This is a genomic window from Frankia sp. AvcI1 (assembly GCF_001420875.1).
Classification (GTDB): Bacteria; Actinomycetota; Actinomycetes; order Frankiales; family Frankiaceae; genus Frankia; species Frankia alni.
Genome location: NZ_LJFZ01000018.1, coordinates 139,673 through 159,074 on the forward strand (window position 1 = coordinate 139,673; position 19,402 = coordinate 159,074).

Annotated in this window: 14 protein-coding genes and 15 pseudogenes; 16 read left to right on the forward strand and 13 right to left on the reverse strand. The window is 74.2% G+C overall.

Going from position 1 to position 19,402, the window contains the following annotated elements; genetic code table 11:
- Nucleotide 1: 1 nt before the first annotated feature.
- Together UK94_RS57940 and UK94_RS57945 are read right to left on the reverse strand one after the other, a co-directional pair.
- Nucleotides 2-197, reverse strand: a pseudogene (locus tag UK94_RS57940) (isocitrate lyase); the annotation flags it as partial.
- A 1-nt stretch (nt 198) separates the two neighbouring features.
- A pseudogene (locus tag UK94_RS57945) lies at nt 199-502 on the reverse strand (isocitrate lyase); the annotation flags it as partial.
- A 278-nt stretch (nt 503-780) separates the two neighbouring features.
- Here UK94_RS57945 and UK94_RS57950 point away from each other — a divergent pair.
- The 7 genes and pseudogenes from UK94_RS57950 to UK94_RS57975 all read left to right on the forward strand — a co-directional run.
- Nucleotides 781-1,609 (forward strand): helix-turn-helix transcriptional regulator (locus UK94_RS57950; RefSeq protein ID WP_268761485.1); only part of this gene is annotated, 829 nt, incomplete at its 3' end.
- A 1-nt stretch (nt 1,610) separates the two neighbouring features.
- Nucleotides 1,611-1,767: pseudogene (locus UK94_RS57955) on the forward strand (ImmA/IrrE family metallo-endopeptidase); the annotation flags it as partial.
- A 27-nt stretch (nt 1,768-1,794) separates the two neighbouring features.
- Nucleotides 1,795-2,218 (forward strand): short-chain fatty acyl-CoA regulator family protein (locus tag UK94_RS57960; RefSeq protein ID WP_268761501.1); only part of this gene is annotated, 424 nt, incomplete at its 3' end.
- Nucleotide 2,219: 1 nt separating this feature from the next.
- Nucleotides 2,220-2,283 (forward strand): annotated as a pseudogene (locus UK94_RS74350) (hypothetical protein); the annotation flags it as partial.
- A 197-nt stretch (nt 2,284-2,480) separates the two neighbouring features.
- On the forward strand, nt 2,481-3,630 hold a 1,150-nt coding region (locus UK94_RS57965), incomplete at its 3' end, for an NAD-binding protein (RefSeq protein ID WP_235488699.1).
- Between the two features lies 1 nt (nt 3,631).
- Nucleotides 3,632-3,902: pseudogene (locus UK94_RS57970) on the forward strand (NAD-binding protein); the annotation flags it as partial.
- 1 nt (nt 3,903) lies between these two features.
- Nucleotides 3,904-4,655 (forward strand): annotated as a pseudogene (locus UK94_RS57975) (potassium transporter TrkA); the annotation flags it as partial.
- A 5-nt stretch (nt 4,656-4,660) separates the two neighbouring features.
- Here UK94_RS57975 and UK94_RS19150 read toward each other — a convergent pair.
- The 4 genes and pseudogenes from UK94_RS19150 to UK94_RS74355 form a co-directional block, all read right to left on the reverse strand.
- Nucleotides 4,661-4,861: an NUDIX domain-containing protein gene (locus UK94_RS19150; protein WP_050997064.1), complete on the reverse strand. Its 201-nt coding sequence runs from the start codon at nt 4,859-4,861 to the stop codon at nt 4,661-4,663.
- 98 nt (nt 4,862-4,959) lie between these two features.
- Nucleotides 4,960-5,115: DUF2000 family protein (locus UK94_RS57980; RefSeq protein ID WP_235488701.1), on the reverse strand; the 156-nt coding region annotated here is incomplete at its 5' end.
- Nucleotide 5,116: 1 nt separating this feature from the next.
- Nucleotides 5,117-5,312: pseudogene (locus UK94_RS57985) on the reverse strand (DUF2000 family protein); the annotation flags it as partial.
- A gap of 1 nt (nt 5,313) precedes the next feature.
- Nucleotides 5,314-5,403, reverse strand: a pseudogene (locus UK94_RS74355) (DUF2000 domain-containing protein); the annotation flags it as partial.
- A gap of 80 nt (nt 5,404-5,483) precedes the next feature.
- Between UK94_RS74355 and UK94_RS19160 the strand changes: the two are divergent.
- The 7 genes and pseudogenes from UK94_RS19160 to UK94_RS58005 form a co-directional block, all read left to right on the forward strand.
- Nucleotides 5,484-6,197: AraC family transcriptional regulator (locus tag UK94_RS19160; RefSeq protein ID WP_235488654.1), on the forward strand; the 714-nt coding region annotated here is incomplete at its 3' end.
- A gap of 1 nt (nt 6,198) precedes the next feature.
- A pseudogene (locus tag UK94_RS57990) lies at nt 6,199-6,347 on the forward strand (helix-turn-helix domain-containing protein); the annotation flags it as partial.
- 39 nt (nt 6,348-6,386) lie between these two features.
- Nucleotides 6,387-7,337 (forward strand): PfkB family carbohydrate kinase, encoded by a 951-nt coding sequence (locus UK94_RS19165; protein ID WP_055750927.1) that lies wholly within the window; start codon nt 6,387-6,389, stop codon nt 7,335-7,337.
- A 156-nt stretch (nt 7,338-7,493) separates the two neighbouring features.
- Nucleotides 7,494-8,627, forward strand: a complete 1,134-nt coding sequence (locus UK94_RS19170) for a DUF3616 domain-containing protein (protein WP_055750928.1) — start codon at nt 7,494-7,496, stop codon at nt 8,625-8,627.
- A gap of 231 nt (nt 8,628-8,858) precedes the next feature.
- A partial coding sequence (locus UK94_RS57995) for a helix-turn-helix transcriptional regulator (protein WP_268761486.1) occupies nt 8,859-10,435 on the forward strand: 1,577 nt, incomplete at its 3' end.
- A gap of 472 nt (nt 10,436-10,907) precedes the next feature.
- Nucleotides 10,908-11,400, forward strand: a 493-nt coding sequence (locus UK94_RS58000) for a tetratricopeptide repeat protein (protein ID WP_235488703.1), incomplete at its 3' end; no start/stop codon positions are given.
- A 1-nt stretch (nt 11,401) separates the two neighbouring features.
- Nucleotides 11,402-11,735 (forward strand): annotated as a pseudogene (locus tag UK94_RS58005) (tetratricopeptide repeat protein); the annotation flags it as partial.
- Here the strand turns inward: UK94_RS58005 and UK94_RS19180 are convergent.
- On the reverse strand, nt 11,702-13,033 hold the full coding sequence (locus UK94_RS19180) for a UbiA family prenyltransferase (RefSeq protein WP_055750930.1): 1,332 nt from the start codon (nt 13,031-13,033) through the stop codon (nt 11,702-11,704). The pseudogene UK94_RS58005 and the gene UK94_RS19180 sit on opposite strands and share 34 nt — an antisense overlap.
- Before the next feature lie 909 nt (nt 13,034-13,942).
- Here UK94_RS19180 and UK94_RS58010 point away from each other — a divergent pair.
- A pseudogene (locus UK94_RS58010) lies at nt 13,943-14,440 on the forward strand (TIR domain-containing protein); the annotation flags it as partial.
- Between the two features lie 939 nt (nt 14,441-15,379).
- The gene (locus UK94_RS58015; RefSeq protein WP_235488707.1) at nt 15,380-16,054 is read left to right on the forward strand and encodes a toll/interleukin-1 receptor domain-containing protein; all 675 of its coding nucleotides are present in this window, start codon (nt 15,380-15,382) and stop codon (nt 16,052-16,054) included.
- 28 nt (nt 16,055-16,082) lie between these two features.
- Here the strand turns inward: UK94_RS58015 and UK94_RS58020 are convergent.
- The 6 genes and pseudogenes from UK94_RS58020 to UK94_RS58040 form a co-directional block, all read right to left on the reverse strand.
- Nucleotides 16,083-16,291, reverse strand: a 209-nt coding sequence (locus UK94_RS58020; protein ID WP_268761487.1) for an acetyl-CoA carboxylase biotin carboxyl carrier protein subunit, incomplete at its 5' end; no start/stop codon positions are given.
- A 1-nt stretch (nt 16,292) separates the two neighbouring features.
- A pseudogene (locus UK94_RS58025) lies at nt 16,293-17,460 on the reverse strand (carbamoyl-phosphate synthase subunit L); the annotation flags it as partial.
- Nucleotide 17,461: 1 nt separating this feature from the next.
- Nucleotides 17,462-18,024, reverse strand: a pseudogene (locus UK94_RS58030) (carbamoyl-phosphate synthase subunit L); the annotation flags it as partial.
- A gap of 1 nt (nt 18,025) precedes the next feature.
- Nucleotides 18,026-18,671 (reverse strand): annotated as a pseudogene (locus UK94_RS58035) (biotin carboxylase N-terminal domain-containing protein); the annotation flags it as partial.
- A gap of 193 nt (nt 18,672-18,864) precedes the next feature.
- Nucleotides 18,865-19,227, reverse strand: a 363-nt coding sequence (locus UK94_RS19195) for a carboxyl transferase domain-containing protein (protein WP_313949547.1), incomplete at its 5' end; no start/stop codon positions are given.
- A gap of 16 nt (nt 19,228-19,243) precedes the next feature.
- A pseudogene (locus UK94_RS58040) lies at nt 19,244-19,402 on the reverse strand (carboxyl transferase domain-containing protein); the annotation flags it as partial.

Sequence of the window (19,402 nt, forward strand, 5' to 3'; positions counted from 1 at the left end):
NCACCCCGGCGGCACCGGCCGTGATCATCGCGCTCATCAGCTCGAAGGCGTTGAGGACGCCGCCGAAGCCGGCCTCGGCATCGGCGACGATCGGGACCAGCCAGTCGGGGGCGTCGGCGACGCCCTCGGCCCAGGTGATCTGGTCGGCGCGCAGCAGCGCGTTGTTGATCCGACGGACCACCGCCGGGACCGAGTTCNCCGGGTAGAGGCTCTGGTCCGGGTAGGTCTGGCCGGACAGGTTCGCGTCCGCGGCGACCTGCCAGCCGGACAGGTAGATGGCCCTGAGCCCGGCCTTGACCTGCTGCACGGCCTGGTTGCCGGTCAGCGCGCCGAGGGCGTGGACGTAGTCGGTGTCGTGCAGCAGGCCCCACAGCTTCTCCGCGCCGCGGCGCGCCAGCGTGTGCTCCTCCAGGACGCTGCCGCGCAGCTTGATCACTTCGGCGGCGCCGTAGGTGCGCTCGATGCCCGCCCACCGCGGGTCCGTCGCCCACCGGGCGGCCAGCTCCTCGGCCGCCTGCGTCGCCCCGTTCGCCCCGTTCGCCGCGGTAGTCGTCCCCGTCGTCGCCGTCNTCGTCNTCGCCTCGGCCATGTCGATCTCTCCCTGCCCTGGAGTCGGAATAGCGCGGATCGCCCTCCCTCTCGAAGCTGTCACAGCGATTCAGCCTGGTCGAGCGGCCCAACGAGCCAAGTCCTGCGAATCTTCCGGGCCGCCTTTGCGAACCCTGCGAATGGCATGTTGGCAGCTGGTCGGCTATCCTCCCAACCAGCGAGGGAGAGCGGATGCAGAAGACTTTTGTCGGGACCCGGTTACGGGAACTGCGCGAGGAACGGGCCATGAGCCAGGTCGAGCTGGCGCGCCTGCTCGGCATCTCCCCCAGCTATCTCAACCAGATCGAGCACAACTCCCGGCCGCTCACCGTACCGGTCCTGCTACGCATCACCGAGGCATTCGGCGTCGACGCCGGCTTCTTCGCCGCGCACGACGTGACCCGGCTGATCGCGGAGGTCCGGGAGGTCCTCTCCGACGGCACGATCGGCCTGAAGGTGCCGGCCACCGACGCCGCCCAGCTCGCCGAGCAGCTCCCGCAGACCGCCCACGCGCTGATCACGCTGCACCGCCGCTACCGCCAGGCCAACGAGCGCCTGGCCGCGCTCACCGGCGCCCGCGGGCCGGAACCGGCGGGGCCGGCACCGGCGCCGATGCCGGACGAGGAGGTCCGGGACTTCTTCTACCAGCGCCAGAACTACGTCGGCGAGCTCGACGACGCCGCCGAGCGGCTCGCCGGCGAGATCGGCCTGACCCGCGGCCGGGTGCACGCGGTGCTGGTCGAGCGGCTGGCCTACCACGGCATCCGCGTGCACAGCCGCGAGCCCGGCCCCGACCTCGCCGGCCCTCGCGACGACGGGCGCGAAGGCGGGCGCGACGGGCGCGAGGACGGGCGTGACCTCGACCGCGAGCTCGACGTCGACGTGCTGCACCGCTTCGACCCGCAGACCCGGGTGCTGACCCTTTCCAGCCACCTGCGGCCCGGCCAGCGGGCCTTCCGGATGGCGCTGCAGCTCGCCTTCGCCGAGTTCGACGACCTGGTCACCCGGCTCACCGACGAGGNCATGCTCAGCGGCCCCCCGGCCCGCACGCTGACCCGGATCGGGCTGGCGAACTACTTCGCCGCCGCCCTCATCCTGCCCTACAATGTGTTCCACACCACGTCCGAACGGTTCCGCTACGACATCGAACGGCTCTCCGAGCATTTCGGCATGGGCTTCNAGACGATCTGCCACCGGCTGAGCACCCTGCAGCGCCCCCGGGCCCGGGGCGTTCCCTTCTCCTTCATCCGGGTGGACCGCGCGGGCAACATGTCGAAACGCCAGTCGGCCACCGGATTCCATTTCTCCCGCGCCGGCGGAACGTGTCCGCTGTGGAATGTGTACGAGGCGCTCGCCGCCCCCGGAAGAATCCACACCCAGATCGCCACGATGCCGGACGGACGCAGTTACTTCTGGATTGCCCGCACGGTCAGTCGGGGCTATGGCCGTTTCGGTCGCCCGGGCAAGACGTTCGCCATCGGGCTCGGCTGCGAACTGCGCCATGCCAGCCGGCTGGTGTATTCGACCGGGCTCAATCTGGATGATCCGGCGGCCGCGGTACCGATCGGAATCGGCTGCAAGGTGTGCGAGCGCGTCGGCTGCGCGCAGCGGGCCTTCCCGCAGATCGGCCNCAGCCTCGCCCTCGACGAGAACCGCGGCACCTTCGCCCCCTACCCGGCCGACATCAACTCCTGACCCAGACAAACTCCCGACCCGGACGAGTCGGCGCCCGCATGCGAGACTGAGCCCTCACGGGATCGGTTGCATCGACCCAGTGCAACGCGGCATTCCGTCGCCGTGGATCGTTCTGGACCAGGTGCCCGCGGGAAGAGGGAGGCATGTCGACGGATTCCGGTGAGTCCGATCGCNCCGACCCCACAGGACACGCCGACCTGTCGGAGCACGTGATCGTGGCCGGGCTCAGCGCGATGGGGCTGCGCCTCGCCGAGCAGTTGCAGGCGTCCGGCGTCGCGGTGGTCGCGGTCGACGACCGGCTCTCCGCCACCGCGCGGCGCCGACTGGAACGCTGCGGGGTCCGCGTCCTGCGCGAAAGCCCGCACCTGCCCGAGGTGCTGCGCGAGGCCGGCATCGCCGCGTCGCTCGCCGTGGTGATCTGCCACGAGGCCGACCTCGACAACCTGGAGACGGCGCTGCTCGCCGCCGATATCGCCCCCGCCGTCCGGCTGGTCGTCAGCGTCCACAACCCGCAGCTCGGCGGCCAGCTCGCCGACGCACTCGCCCAGGTCCGGGTACTGAACCTGGGGGAGCTCGCCGGGCCGAGCTTCGTCGAGGCCTGCGTGCGCTCCGACGTCACGCACGCCTTCACGATGGACGCCCGCGCCGACGCCGAGGTGTTCGCGGTGATCGAGGAGGAGATCACCGGACGGGGCGACTTCCGGGCCCGCTACGGCGACCTCACCCCGATCGCGCTGCGCCGCGCCGGCGCCCGACACGCCGAGATGCTCCCGCCGCGGGACACCTCGCTGCGGCCGGGTGACCGACTGACCGTCCTCGGCCGCCTCGCCGAGTTCGACGAGCGCGGCATGACCGTCTCCGGTCTGCACGACGCACGCCTGTTCGCGACCCTCGGCGCCGGCACCGCCGAACGCGGTGGCGTGTCCCGGGCCCGGCGCGGCACGACCGCGCGGCTGCGGGAATTCCGGTCCATCATCCGCGGGGAACTGGACCGGCCCTTCCGGCTCGCCCTCGTCGCCGTCGCCGCGATCCTGCTGGTCAGCACCGTGGTGCTGTCGCTGACCTACACCGATCACAACCAGGCCGCGCCGCCCGACTTCGGCCCGCTCGACGCCCTCTACCTCACCGTCGAGACGATGGTCACGGTCGGCTACGGCGACTTCAACTTCGGCGCCGCCGACAAGTGGCTGCAGGTCTTCGGCATCGGGCTGATGCTGGCCGGCGCGCTGTCGATTGCGGTCGTCTATGCCTTCATCACCAACGTGATCATCAGTCGTCGACTCGAACGCGCGCTGGGCCGCGGCCGGGCCGGCGCGGTACGCGGGCATGTCATCCTGTCCGGCCTCGNCTCGGTCGGGGTCGCGACGATGGACGGCCTGGTCCGCGCCGGCCGCCAGGTGGTGGTGATCGAACGGGACGAGAACAACCGGTACCTGCCCGTGGCCCGCGAACAAGGGGTCCCGGTGATCATCGGGGATGCGACGGTGCGGTCCACCCTGCTGGAGGCCGGCCTCGCCCACGCGACCACGGTCGCCGCCCTGACCAGCGACGGGGTGGCGAACCTGGAGACGGTGCTGTCTGCCCGGGAGGCCCACGTCGAGCTTCGCGGCGCTCGCGCGNCCAGGGAGGCGGCGCGCCGCGCCGGCGGTCGCTCCTACGGCCGGGGCCGGTCGCCCGAGGCGCAGCCGCGCCAAGCCGGCCTGCGGGTGGTGCTGCGGATCTTCGACACGACGATGGCCGACGAGGTCGAGCGCCGGTTCGGCATCCACACCGCCCGCAGCGCCTCGGCGCTGGCCACCCCGTACTTCGTCGGCGCCGCGCTCGGTTACGACGTGCTGAGCACCTTCTACGTGGAGCGCACCCCCTTCCTCGTCGCCCGGATGACCGTCAACGCCGGCGGGGCACTCGTCGGCCCTACCCTGCGGGAGCTGTCCACCGGCACCCGCGTCCTCGCGGTCACCACAGCCACAGCCAGTGTCGGCGCCGACGACAGCCGCAGCGACGATGACGGCCGCGGAGATGACGGCCGTGACGATGACCGCCGCGACGATGACCGCCGCGACGATGACCGCCGTGACGATGACCGCCGTGACGATGACCGCCGTGACGATGACCGCCGTGACGATGACCGCCGTGACGATGACCGGGCGGTCGTCGAGCCGGACTACCGGCCGGGCCGGCACACCCGCCTGCGACCGGGCGACGAGCTGCTCGTCGTCGGCCCCGTCACCCAGATCGTCGACATGGTTCGGCGCAACCAGCGTGTCGACGTCCCGGCGCGGCACCGCCCGGCACCGACACGGGCCTCCGCGACGGCCACGCGGGGCGAGTCCGACCGCGCGGCCGACCCCACGGACGCCACCGGGAACTGACGCGATCAGTCGGTGAGGCCCACGAACACCGGCGGCCCGTGCCGCAGCTGGCTCTCTTCCGCGCACTCCCTGGCCAGGGTCGCCGCCAGGTCGGCGTCCGCCGGTTCCGGGGTGCCCCCCGGCAAGTTGCAGACTCCCTCGTCCTCCTGAAGAACGACCCGCCCCAGCTCGTCGAGGACAAAACCGTGGACCTGGCGGACTGCCATGCCCGCGGGTACCGCGTCCCGAAACCAACGACGCGGGACCGGCCACCACCCTCGGGCGCCCGTTTCGTCCTGGCCACCGGTTGTCGCGGATGGCCCGGTCACGGGTGCATGCGGGCGCCCTTGAGCGCCTTGTCGACGGCGTTGCGCGGGCCGTGCAGGGCGAGGCCGACCAGGTCGAGGGCGTCGCGCGGCACGGCTCGGACGGCGGCCCGGTTGTCGCGGTCGTTGCCGGTGGCGAACAGGTCGGACGTGAANATCGACATGGCCAGGCCCCGGCCGGCGACGCGGGCGAACGACGAGGTCAGCGTCTCGCGCGAGCCGGCGAACACGAGCACCGGTTGGCGGAACATGGGCAGGTACCCGTGGCCGTCCGCGTCCGCGTAGGGCTCGCCGACCAGCTCCGGGTTGCTCGCCGCTATCCCGCTGACGAGGAACGCCGTGACGTTGAGCCNCTGCCAGTCCAGCAGGTCGTCGCGCAGGAGCACGGCGATCTTGGTGGTGAAGCGTACCGGGGCAGGCTCCGACGACCCGTCGCCGTCCATGGCGCGGTCGCGGTGAAGATCAGCATCCACACCGCCGAGTCTCGGCGGCAGCCGGCATGACGGTCTTGTACGTTCCTGACGTGTCCGAGGCGCACACGCCCGCGGCGGACCTCGCCGCGGCGGGCAGGGTCGGGGAAGGTCAGACGGTCGCCGCCTGGCGGCCGGCGGTGGCGGGCGTCCGCGAGGTGTTCCACGCCCGGTTCATCTCGCACGTCTACCCGCCGCACACCCATGACTCGTGGACGCTGCTCATCGTCGACACCGGCGCGGTCCGCTACGGCCTGGACCGCCACGAGCACGGCACGCTGCGCTCGCAGGTGACGCTGCTGCCGCCGGACGTCCCCCACGACGGCCGCTCGGCCCGGCCCGGCGGCTTCCGCAAGCGGGTTCTCTACCTCGATCGGGACCTCCTCGGCGACGAGCTGATCGGCACCGCGGTCGACGCCCCGACGCTGGCCGACCCCGCCCTGCGCCGGCGCGTCGGGCGGCTGCACGACCTCCTGCTGACCCCCGGCGAGGACCTCGCCGCCCAGAGCGGCCTCGCCCTCGTCGGCGAACGGCTGCGCGCCCACCTGGCCCGCCGCGGCAGCTCGCCCGCTCGCCGTGACGGTGCGCCACCACCCCGCCGGGACCCGACCGTCGCCCACGCGCTGCGCGACCTCATCGACAGCCGGATCGCCGAGGGCATCACGCTGGCCACCGCCGCGGAGCTGCTCGGAGCCCATCCGACCCACCTGATCCGCGCCTTTCACCAGGAGTTTGGTCTGCCGCCCCACCGCTACCTCACGGGCCGGNGGGTGGACCTGGCCCGCCGCCTGCTGCTCGCCGGCCACCGCCCGGCCGAGGTCGCCACGCTCGCCGGCTTCTACGACCAGGCCCACCTGACCAGGCACTTCCGCCGCATGCTCGCCACCAGCCCCGCCCGCTACGCCCGCCCGGCCTGACGCCGCCGCGGGACGTCGTCTCGAAAGGTCGCCTTGCACATGCCCGATGTCGTCGTGGCCGGGGTGGTGAACGTGCAGCAGATGGTGCCGGTGGACGGGTTTCCCGTCGCCTACGCGCCGGTGCGGTATGCGACGGGACGGCTGCGGCTGGCGGTCTCCGGGGTGGGGCTGAACGTCGCCCGGACGCTGGACGCGCTCGGCACGCCTGCGTCCCTGGCCACCCTCGTCGGGAACGATCCGGCCGGGACGATGATCCGGGCCGAGCTGCGGCGTCTCGGCCTGCTCGGCCCGCCCGGCGAGGACGAGGAAGACGACCGGGGCGCCGGGGTGCTGCCGACGGCGAACAGCGCGATGTCCGCCGTCCTGGTCGATCCGCACGGCACCCGGCAGGTGCACACCGACCTCGCCGATCTCGCCACGGCCCGCTACCCGCCGCCGGTGTTCCGTGACCTGCTCGCGGGGGCGCGCCTCGCCGTGCTCACGACCGCGGGCTTCGTCCGCGACCTGATCCCCGTCGCCCAGGCCGCCGGCGTGCCGATCGCCGTCGACGTGCAGACCATCGAGGACGCGCACGACGCCTACAGCCGCCTGTGGTTGGCGGCGGCGACCATCGTGTTCTGCTCCGCCGAGCGCCTGGCGGCCAGCCCCGCCGACACCGCCGCCGCGCTGCTGAGCCGCTACCCGGCCCGGATCGTGCTCGTCGGGATGGGCGGCGACGGCTGCCTGCTCGCCGTCCGGGACCGTCCGCCGTGCCACCTGCCCGCCCGCGCCCCGCACGGCGTGCTCGACACCACCGGCGCCGGGGACGCGCTGTGCGCCGGTTTCCTGCACTACTGGCTCACCACCGGCGATCCCGACGCGGCGGCCCGGCGCGCCGTCCTCGTCGCCGGCTGCGCGGTCGGCTCCGCCGGCACGGACGTCCACGTCAACACCGGGCACATCGACGACCTGCTGCGCGCCCCGGACGGGCGCCCGTCGGACGCCGGCTGACGCGCGACGGCTGATGGACGACGGGCCCGGTCCGATCCGACCTGCGGTGTTCGTCGCGTATCGGCTGCTCGACAGCGGCGGCGACGGGGCGCGGTTGCGCACTACGCTCCCCCACGGCGTCGCGTGGCGCCCGTGGAGATCAGCAGCGAGGGAACGATGACGGCGAGGACGATTCCGATCCGTTTCACCGACGACGCCGGAGTGACCGACATCGCGGAGTCGCTGTCCGCCCTCAAGGGCGACGGGCGCCATCTCTGGCTCGCCGGCGACGAGACGATCACCATCGAGCGGACGACGTTGTCGCCGAGCGGGGACGGCTTCGTCGACCATGTCAGCTTCTCGGTCGCGGACTTCCTCCCGCTGCCCGAACCGCCGGAACCGGACGGCAGCCAGCTCGAGATCGACATCGAGGGCATCGACCGGCACGGCGACTACCTCTGGTTCGTCGGTTCGCACGCCCGGACCCGTAAGCGGGTCAAGCCACACCACGCCACCGAGCAGGCGCTGGCCCGGCTGGCCAGGGTGAGCAGCAACGCCAACCGCTACCTGCTCGGCCGCATCCCGGTGGTGGACATCGACGGGGCGCCGACCCTCGTTCCCAGCGCCCCGGCGCCGGCCTCGCCGAGCGGGGAGAAGCTGACCGCCGCCGCGCTCGGCCTGTCCAAGCGCAACCGGCTCACGCGGGCGCTGCGGGACGACGAGCACCTCGGCCTGTTCCTGAAGATCCCGAGCAAGGACAACGGCCTGGACGTCGAGGGGCTCGCGGTCGTCGGCGAACGGATCTACCTGGGGTTGCGCGGTCCGGTGCTGCGCGGCTGGGCGGTGGTGCTCGAGCTGCGCCTCACCGAGGGCGACGGCCAGGACCTGGTGCTCGCCCCGCTCGGCGACGGCAACGGCAACGGCGATGACGGCAACGGCGGCGACGGCAACGGCGGTCCCCGTTACCGCAAGCACTTCCTCGACCTCGACGGGCTCGGCGTGCGGGACATCCTCGCCCACGGCGACGATCTGCTGCTGCTCGCGGGCCCGACGATGGATCTCGACGGGCCGGTGCGGATCTACCGCTGGCGGGGCGCCGCGCACGCGCGCACAAGCGTCGTCGTCACGGACGAGGCGATCGAGCCCGTGCTGGACCTGCCGGTCGGGGTCGGCGACGACCATCCGGAGGGGATCGCGCTGCTGCCCGGCGATCCGTCGTCGTTGCTGGTGGTGCACGACAGCCCGGCCCCGCGGCGGCGCTGGCACCGGCACGAGATCCTCGCCGACGTCGTACCGCTGTCTCACGGCTGAACCACCCGGGCGACGGCNGAACCGCCCGGGCGANGGCTGACCGGGCGGGACGAGGGCTCACCGGGCGGGACGAGGGCTGACCCGGCGGGCGCCCGACCACGGTTTTCGCTCCCGACGATCGCCCGGCGTGTTCGAGGGGCCGGCGGTCTATCCGCCATCGACCGACCACGGCAAGATTGGCGCACTGCATCACGATCCGCCCCGCTCACCGCCCTGCACCGAGGTTCGCGCGTGTCCGACGAGTTCGACCTGACCGCCGTCACCACCTGCGCGGAGTTCGGACGTGTACTGACGGTCGTCCGGGAGCGGGCGGGGCTCAGCGTGCGCGACGTCGCCCGCAGGGTGAACGTCCCGCCCAGCACCGTCGGCGGCTACTTCGGCGGATCGCACCTGCCGGGGCTGAAGCCGGCGAACCTCGTCGAGAACATGCTGCGCACCTGCGGGGTCACCGACCCCGTCGAGCTGCGCCGCTGGGTCGAGACCTGGAGCCGGATCCGGCGCACCCGCCGGGGCTCGCCCGACGACGAGCGGGGCACCACCGATCGCGACGCCACCGAGCGGGACGCCACCGAGCGGGACGCCGCCCGTGGCGGGTGGGGTCCCGGCGCCGTCGCCGCCCGGAGGCTCGACGACCATGGTTCCCCGCGGGGGCCCGTCGACCGGGTCCGCGGCGACGAGCACGCGGCCGCCCTGACGATCGCACCACCCGTGGCCCGGCTGGACCGGCTGCCGGCCGTGCGCGGCCGCGAGGAGATCCTCACCCTGCTGACCGGACGGCTCCCCGCCGCCGGTCATGCCACCGGGGAGGGGCCGACGAGGCCGGTTGGGCCGGTCGGGCCAGGTAGACCGGCGGGGCTGGCGGGGTCGGGCAACGACACGCGGGTTCGCGGGCGGGTGCACGTCCTGCACGGGCTCGGCGGGATCGGCAAGAGCACCGTGGCGCTCGCCCTCGCCGCGGCCGCGCTCGATCGCGGCGTGCGGACCTGGTGGATCAGCGCCACCCGTCCCGGCGCGGTGCCCGCGGCGATGGGGGCGCTCGCCGTCGAGCTTGGCGCCACCCATCATCAACTGCGCCGGGCAAGCCTGCCCGACCTGGTCTGGCGGCTGCTCGGTGCCCTCGACCAACCATGGTTGCTGGTCGTCGACAACGCCGACAATCCCGCCGACGACCTGGGCCCGTCGGCGGGCGATGTGCTTGACGGAACCGGTTGGCTGCGCCCCGTCACCGGGGCGCAGGGGATGGTCGTGGTGACCACCCGCGACGGCGCGGCCTGGTCGCTCGGCTCCGCCGGGGATCGGGTCCCGCCCTGGCTACGCCTGCACCGGCTCGCGCCCCTCACCGACCGCGACGCCGGCCAGGCGCTGCTCGACCTCGCCGGTGACGGCCCGGGGTCCGCGCAGGCCGCGCAGAGCCTCGGCCGCCGCCTCGGCGGCCTGCCCTTGGCGCTCTCGCTCGCCGGCCAGTTCCTGGCCGAGGCGCGGCGGATGCCGCCGGGCTTCGGCGGCGCGGTCATCCCCCGGACCTATCCGGCGTACGAACAGTTCCTGCGTACCGGTGGGCCGTGGTCGCTGCTGCCGGACTTCGCGGCAGCGAACCCACGGTCCGCGGCCCCGCATCCGCGCCCGCAGCCCCCGGCCACGCCGCCGGACGTCCGCACTCCGACCGATCCCCACACCCGGGCTGACCCCGGCACGGGCCTGAGCGGCGGGGCGGCGGCGGGGATGCCCGGCCGGCGTCGGGAGCGCGAGCTCGTCGGGCCGACCTGGGATCTCTCGCTGAACCTGCTCGCCCTGCGCGGGCACGACCGNGCCCAGCAGCTGCTGACCCTGTTCGCCTGCCTCGGCGGCGATCCGATCCCCGTCGACGTGCTTGTCAACGCCGAGGTGCTCACCGCCTCGCCCCTGTTCGGCGCCCTGACGGCGACCGAGCTGTGGGGGTTGGTCCGGGCTCTCGCCGGCCAGGGCCTGATCGAGCACACCCTCGACCCGACCAGGTCAGCCGGCCCGGCGGCCCGGGCCGACGCGTCGGCGCCCGGCGAGGCGGACACCGCGCACCGGATCTGGTTGCATCCCCTGGTGCGGGACAGCTTCGGCCGGGCCGCGCACGTCTCCGGTCGGGTCGAGGACTACCTGGAGACGATCACCGCGTTGCTGGTCCACGCCGCCCGCCGGCTCGACCCGCGCGACCCCGAGACCTGGCCCCACTGGACGATGCTCGCCGGGCACGCGGACGCGGGCCTGGCGATGCTGCGNGCCCGGCACCGGTGGGGACTGCCGGCGTTGACCGAGGGGCGGCTGCCGCCGGAGCTGCTGGTACCCGCCACCGTCGCCGCCCGCTTCCTGCGCGCGACCGGACGCCTCGCCGAGGCCGCCGAGGCCTACGAGGGCGTGCTGCGCACCGGGCGGCAGCTGTTCGGCGACGACCACGCCGACGTGCTGTCCGCCGCCCACGACCTGTACCGGGTGCGCGCCGCGCAGGGCCGGCCCGGCGACGCGGAGGAGGGGCTGCGGGCCGTCCTCGACGACCGGGCCAGGGTCCTGGGCGCGGAGCACCCCGACACCCTGACGACGCAGCACTACCTGGGCCGCACCCTGCGCGAGTCGGGCCACCACCCCGAGGCGCTCGGGTGGCTCAGGCGAACGCTCACCAGCCGGGAACGGGTCCTCGGCCACCGTCACCGCGACACCCTCACCACCCGTAACAACGTCGCGGACATGCTCGTCGACGAGCAGCAGTGGACTGCGGCCGAAGACCTGCTGAGCGCCGTGTGGANCGATCGGGTCGACACGCTCGGACCCGAGCATCCGGCGACCCTCGTGACCCGCTACCACCTCGCTCGGCTCGACCACCGTCGCGGCGAGCATGCCCGGGCCGCGGGCCGGGCCGCCGAGCTGGTGGCGGTCTGCCGGCGCGTCCTGGGCCCCGATCATCCCCGCACGCTGGCGGCGATCTGCCTGCACGGCGAGATCGAGCAGGAGCTCGGCCGGCTCGCCGCGCGGCGCGCCGACGTGGCGGACGCGTACCGGCGCAGCCTGCGGGTGCTGGGCCCGGAGCACGGGACCACCCGGCGGCTTCAGCGGCTCGTCGGCCGCTCACCGTCGTCCTGACGCGCCCCGGCCGGGGCGGACGCGGCCGCGGTCGAGCCGGCGGGCAGCGCCGGGAGCTGCGGGGTGCCGGCCGCGCGCACCGATGGGAACCCGCCGCCGTTCCGCTCGGCCAGCAACCGCACCGGCAGGCCGACCGCCCAGCCGCCGAGGGCGGGCAGCAGGGCCCACAACGGCAGCCCGGACGGCTCGGTCAGCAGCCAGGCGACGCTCGCAAGCTGGCAGGCGAGCAGGTTCGCCAGGACGAAGCCGCCGCCGCGGGGACGGGGTGACCGGATCGGATCGAGGCCCGGGGCGCCCGACCGGACCAGCCGGATCAGCCCGGCGGTGGCGACCAGCGCGGCGAGGACGGCCGCGGCCGCGGCGAGCCCTCGGCCGGCCAGGCAGACGTGGCCGTCGGAGGGCCCGGGCGTCACCGGGGCGAGCGCGGCCGGCCCTCGGGGCACGGCCGCCGACAGCGTGGGGGCGCCGTCGACGTCGGCGGCGGCGTCGGCGGCGGCGTCGGCGGCGAGGGCGAGCCCGCCCACCGTGGACACGACGGCGACGATCCCGACCTGCGCGGTGAGCACGATCGCGACATACCGCCGCGGGAAGACGAAACCGCGAGGTCGGCGCAGGTGCACGCCGGTGGCCAGCGCCGGCGTGCGTCGCCCGCAGACCCGGTCGATCGGCAGATCACGCAGGTCGGTGACCGTCCAACCGGCGACGATCACCGCGAGGCCGAATCCCGCGGTGAGCACGCCCGCGCCCACGCCCACCTCGCCCCCGGTGGCGGCGACGCCCAGCGGCAGCCCGCCGGCGAGCGTGGCGGCGACCAGCGGGCGGCGCAGCGGTGGGCCGAACCGCGACCGCCCTCGGGACAGGGCCAGCCAGGCCCGCAGGCCGATGAGCGCCACGAAGCCGATCCGGGCGGGCAGGGACGCCGCCCACAGCCAGCCGCCGCCCACCACCGCAGTCCCGGCCAGCACCGCCCAGCCGGTGGCCCAGCCGGGTGCGACCCTGCCCTGGACGAGGGGACCGTCCCGGCGCACCGGGTTGATCCGATCGGCGTCGAGCCCGGCGACCGCGTCGAGCAGGCGACCGCACACCGACACCAGCACCCCGGCGAGGACGAGCAGTAGCACCGCACCGACCCGCGGATCCGCCACCGCGAGGCCGCCGGCGGCGAACGGGACGGCGTCCGCCAGCGCGGTTCCCGGCCGGGTCAGCGCCCGGACGTCCGCCAGGCGGCCGGCCGTGGGCCGGCGCCGCCGCGCCGTCCCTGCCCGGCCCGCCGGCGATCCGGCGGCACGGCTTCCCATCCGACCTCACGACCGTTTCTCGCGTCCCCCGAGCACTGCGCTCACGGGCGATCGCAGCCTGTCGAGGAAAACCCATTGGGGACAGCGAGGAAAGGCGGTCGCGCATCGCCGTACAAGGTCGTACAGACAGCGGCGAGTGCGCGCCGCAACACCTCGCGTGCGTCCCACCGGAAGTGGCGACGAGCCGAGGCTTATTGCAGTAAGGTGACCGCTTCGATACGCGCCGCCGATCATTCGCCGGGTTCACGGGCGCTACCGAAGAAGACCGCGGGTCGTGGCAGTGTCCCGGCCTGGCAATGTCCCGGCCGGACGTCTCGCTGCAAGGTCCGCGGCGACGGCGAACATCGACCCGGTCGCCGCAGCGCGGCCGCGGCGACCGTCGACGCCGACCGCCGGAGCGGGCCTCCCCCCGAAGGCAGGTCCGCTCCGGCGGCGAACCGAGGGCGCGGCCGTCGACCAGCCACCTCCGGTGCCGCGGAGGTGCAGATCATGCGGCTGCGGCGGCAGCGACCCTTCGGNGGCTCCAGACAACCGCGTGCCGGACTGCTCGAAAAGACCCGGGCGGCAAATCCGTACAACGTCGTACACGACGGTTCGATGTTGCGAACAAGTTCGGAAGGACGGCCGCCAGGAAGAGGCGGCCGGTAACCATCACGGCCGACCGGGAACCCGTCGTATACGGCGGGCGGTCACGTGAGCCGACCCCACACGCCCGGTTGTCCCGCCGTCACGGCTGGCTTCCACCGCTGTCACCCGTCGCCGGAAAAACGGCCAGCGGGGACGTCCGTGATGAGCGCCAAAAACTGACCTGTCGCCGATCGCGGGGCGGCGACCGAGAATCCGGGCGGTATTCTCGGCGCGTCACCAGGAAGCAATCCCGTAATCCGCGAACACGTGTTCCCAGGAGTCATGGTGTCCTCCCGTTGGCTGGACGAGCCACTGCAGACCGAGCTGGACGACGCCGCCGTGACCGCGCTGCGGCAGTGGTGCTCCCAGACCGAAACCACCATGCGGCTGGTCCGCTGGCTCATCGGCGGTCGGTCCGCGGCGCTGGTCGCCGCCGTCCTCGCGGAGGACCCCCACGAGGGCGCCCGCCAGCTGATCATGAAGCTGGACCGGGCGCCGGGCACCGCGGAGGATCCCCAACCCGGCGAGTTCGCCCGCCACCGCCGCGCATTGACCGAATCCCGGGACTTCGCCCGGAACCACCTCACCCAGCCCGTCCACCAGCCCGTCCCGGTCGGCGACGGGCGCTGGTTCGTCTTCCAGCGGGTGGCCGGCGGCAGCCTGCGCGACCCGATCACCCTGCACACGGTGCTGGACGCCGTCCTGCATCCGCCCCGCCCGGTCCGCGGGGCGGGGCCGACCCGGTCCTGGGGCCCCCAGCCCGCCTTCCCCCGGCCGGCCNCCAACGCCGCCGCCGCCTTCGCCGACGTCAGCGCCGCGGTCGTCGGATCCGTCCTCACCGACTGGGCGGGACGGACGCACCTGCCGTCGATGGACGTGCCGACCATCCTCGGCCGCCAGCTCGGCGACCGGCTGGNCCCCGGCAGNCGGCTGCACCGCCTCGCCGCCGCGCATCCCGGGCCCACCATCACCGTCGAGGCGGAGGACCACCCCCTGCCCAACCCGTTCGCGCTGGTCCTGGACTCCAGTCGGACGGCAGGCCTGCGGCTGCCCACGTTCGTCGGCCGCGCCCACGGGGACCTGCACGTCGAGAACATCCTCATCCCGACCGACCTGCGCGACGCGAACGCGGCCTTCCAACTCATCGACCTGTCGCGCTACGCCGCCGACGCCGTGCTCACCCGCGATCCCACCCATCTCGTGCTGCACGTCCTCGCCCGGACGCTCGTCGAACTCTCCCCGGCCCAGCGCACCGCCACGATCGATGTGCTGCTCGACCCGGACCTCGACGGGGCCCTGCTGCCCCAGTGGCTGTGGCTGTTCATCGACCGGGTCCGCGCCGCCGGGCAGCGGTGGGCCCGAGCGGCNGACCTGGTCGAGCAGTGGCGCGACCAGCTACCNCTGTCCCTGCTGGCCTGCGCCCTGACCTGTCTCGGCCGGACGTCGACCCGCGAGGAGGACCGAGGCTGGTTCCTGCGCCTCGCCGCGAACGCCGCCGCCGCCTTCCTCGACCAGCACACCCTCGACCAGCACACCCTCGGCCGGCCCAGCCCCGACCAGCCCAGCCCGGCCCCGACCGGCCCCGACCGACACACCCTCGACCTACCAGGCCAGGCGCAGCCAGCCGACCCGGACAACGCCGACCCGGGCAACGCTGGTAACGGGCGTTCCCGCCGCCAGCCCTGCGCCCCGGAGAACATCGATCGGGGGCAGCACAGCGTGCCGCGGGCCGCCGCGGACGGGGCCGCCCCGCCAACCCCCGAACCGCCGGTCGCCCGCACCGCGAACGGCGGACCCGAGGGCGCCGCCATCGGCGGATTCCGCTCATCCCCGCCCAGCGCGGACGGCGTCGCGGGCAGCGCGCGTGCCGGCGGATCCTCGGTCGACCTGCTCCTCTCCCATGCCCGGGCCGATGCCGCGTGGGCGGACTGGATCAGCTGGCATCTCGAGGCGGCGGGCTGGCGAGTCCTGCCGCACCCCGACCTCGATGACACCGACCCCGATGACGCCGGCTCCGACGGCCCCGACGACCCCAACCACGATGATCACGGCAGCCCTGGCGGCGCGGACGAAGACCTCGGGTCGGGCACCGCCGTCTCCCTGGCGGACGCCGTCGCCCAGGCGCCGCGAACGCTCGTCGTGCTCTCCCCCGCCTATCTGCGCGAGGTGCAGGGCAGCGCCGAGTGGCGGGAGGCCTTTCCGGCGACGACCACGGCCCGTGGCAGCCGGCTGGTCACGATCCGGGTCGAGCACTGCGATCCGCCGGGCTGGCTGGGCCTCGTCGCGTCGGTGGACCTCGTCGGGCTCGGTGAGGACGAGGCCCGCGCAACGCTCGTCGACCGGATGACCGCTCTGCGCGACGGCGACGAACGCACCGGGCGCCGGGCAGGCTGAACGAGCAGGTCCGAAGTCGTTCCAGCGGTCAGGGAATCGCGGCGGACGGATCGGGGGAATCCGGTGACGCCGAGACGACCGCCAGAACCTGGTCGACAGCGACGAGGTCGCCGGGGCGGACCAGTACCGTGGCGACGACTCCGGCGGTCGGCGCCGAGACGGGATGCTCCATCTTCATCGCCTCGACGACGACCAGCGACTGCCCGTCGGTGACGGACATGCCCGGCTCGACGAGGANGGCGATCACCGTGCCCGGCATGGGGCTGCGCGCCTGGCCGCCCGCGGCCGAGGCCACCTCCGCTCCGGCCACGGGCACCGCTTCGGCCAACTCCCAGGCCCGTCCCTCCCGCCCCAGCCAGAGCAGCTCCCCGGCGGGGGAGGGTCCGCCCGTGGCGGCGTTCAGTCCGCGGGCCCCGGCCCCGGCCGGGGCGGAGTGCAGGGGATCCGCCGGACCCTGCTCACCCTCGGTGGCCGCCCACGCGAACGCCCAGCGGGTGGTGACCGAACCGATCGTGACCAGCAGATCGTCGCCGATCTGGCGAACCGACGCGGCGACCGGTGGCCCGTCGGCGAGGCGGACCCGCGCGGCGCCCGGCGTGCCCCGGGCGCTGACCCGCACGGTCGCCGCCCGCGGCCCGGCCACGGCACCGCCGGGCTCGACGCCTCCCGGCGCGGCACCACCGGGCACGACACCTCCCGGCGCGACTCCACCGGGCACGGCGCCATTGGCCGCGGCGCCACCGGGTTGGGCGCCACCGCCGGTCGGCCTCAACGCCGCCGGATCACCCTCCCCCACCGGGACGGCCGGGACGGCTCCAGCGAGAAGCCGACCTGCGCCGGGTCCCGGCGCTGCACCGTCGACGACGATGCCACCGCCGACAGAGCCGTTACCCGCGAAGCCACCACCGCCAGGGCCACCACCGGCGGCACCGCCGCCCGCCAGGACCTCGCCGGGGCCGCCCCCAGCAGCGGCGCCGCCAGCCGGGCCGAACCCGCCAGCAGCGGCGCCACCGACCGGGCCCGACCCGCCAGCCAGATCGGTGCCACCAGCCACATCTGTGCCACCAGCCAGATCAGTGCCGCCAACCAGATCAGTGCCGCCGCCCGGGTGGGAACCGCGACCCGGGATGAGCACGTCCCAGCTCAGCCACGCGGGCTCGCCGGGGCGCCAGCCGGAGGGGATGTCCCAGGGGTCGATGAGCGGGCCGACCGGCTGCAGCGCGAGCAGCCGGGCCAGGGCGTAGCCGAGGATGGCCTCGCCGGGCAGCTCGTCGACGGTGAGCGCGACGAGGTCGCGTTCGACCAGACCGGTGTCAAGGCGGCCGGCGACGACGTCGGGATGGCCGAGCAGCGCGCGCAGAAAGCCGATGTTGGTGGTCACGCCGAGCAGCACGGTGGCGGCGAGCNCGGCGTCGAGCCGGGCGATCGCGGCCGGCCGGTCGGGCCCCCAGGCGATGATCTTGGCGAGCATCGGGTCGTAGGCAGTGCCGACGGTGTCGCCGGCGGCGATACCGGCGTCGACGCGGATGGCCTGCCCCGCGGGCTCGCGAAAGGCGAGGACGACCCCGCCGGTCGGCAGGAAGCCGCGTGCGGGGTCCTCCGCGTAGACGCGGGCCTCCATGGCGTGGCCGGTGAGGCGGACGTCGGCCTGAGCGAAGCGCAGCGGCTCGCCGGCCGCGATCCGGATCTGCTCGGCGACCAGGTCCACCCCGGTGACCAGTTCGGTCACCGCGTGCTCCACCTGCAGGCGGGTGTTCATCTCCATGAAGTAGAACTCGTCGGGCGCGTCGGCGGACAGGATGAACTCGACCGTGCCGGCGCCGACGTAGCCGACGGCGCCGGCCACCGCGACGGCCGCGGCACCGAGCCGTTCCCGGGTACGCGCGTCGAGCAGCGGCGAGGGCGCCTCCTCGACGATCTTCTGGTGGCGCCGCTGCAGGCTGCACTCGCGTTCCCCCAGGTGCAGCACGNTGCCGTGGGTGTCGGCGAGGACCTGCACCTCGACGTGGCGGGGACGGGCGATGAGCCGTTCCACGAACAGGGTGTCGTCACCGAAGGCGGCGCTGGCCTCCCGGCGGGCCGAGGCGAGGGCGGCGGCCATCTCCCCCGGTGCGCGCACGACCCGCATGCCCTTGCCGCCGCCGCCGGCCGACGGCTTGACCAGGACCGGGTAGCCGAGCTGGCCCGCGGCCTCGGTGATGGCGTCGTCGGTCATGGCGGGCGACGACCGGCCCGGCACCACGGCCACGCCGACCTCGGCGACGGTCCGCCGCGCAACGATCTTGTCACCCATCACCTCGACGGCGGCGACCGACGGGCCGATGAAGAACAGGCCGGCGTTCTCGCAGGCCCGGACGAAGGCGGCGTTCTCGGCGAGGAAGCCGTAGCCGGGATGGACGGCCTGCGCCCCGCAGGCCTGCGCGGCCTCGACGATCGCGTCGATGTCCAGGTAGCTTTCCCGGGCCGGCGTGGGCCCCAGGCGCACCGCGACGTCGGCCTCGCGGACGTGGCGGGCGCCGGCGTCCGCGTCCGAGTACACGGCGATCGAGCGGATGCCGAGATCGCGCAGGGTGCGGATGATCCGGACGGCGATCTCCCCGCGGTTGGCGACGAGCACGGACGAGAACGCCAGCCCCGGCAGTCCGGCGCCCCGGGTGGACGGGCCCGGTCCGGCGCGGCGCTGTGCGGGGGCCGGACCGGTCGCGACGGCGCCCGCGTGGTTCCAGGTCGACGGGTCAGCGGCTGACACCCTTGATCCTCACGTCTGTAGTCCCCTCGCCCACCGGCCGACCACGTCCTCGCCTCTTCGTTCACATCCGAAACACGCCGTAGCGGACCGGCTCCAGCGAGGCGTTCGCGGCCACCGACAGCCCCAGACCCAGCACCATACGGGTGTCGGCGGGGTCGATGACTCCGTCGTCCCAGAGCCGTGCCGTCGAGTAGTAGGGGCTACCCTGCTCCGCGTAACGGTCCAGGACCGGCCCGCGGAACGCGGCCTCGTCCGCGTCGCTCCAGTCGACGCCGGCCGCCGCGACCTGGTCCCGGCGGACGGTGGCGAGCACCGCTGCGGCCTGCTCCCCACCCATCACCGAGATCCGCGCGTTCGGCCACATCCACAGAAACCGCGGCGAATACGCCCGCCCACACATCGAGTAGTTCCCCGCACCGAAACTNCCCCCGATNACCACNGTGAACTTCGGCACCCGCGCACACGCCACCGCCGTCACCATCTTCGCCCCGTGCTTCGCAATACCACCCGCCTCGTACTCCCGCCCCACCATGAACCCCGAGATGTTCTGCAGGAACACCAACGGAATCCCCCGCTGGTCACACAACTCGATGAAATGC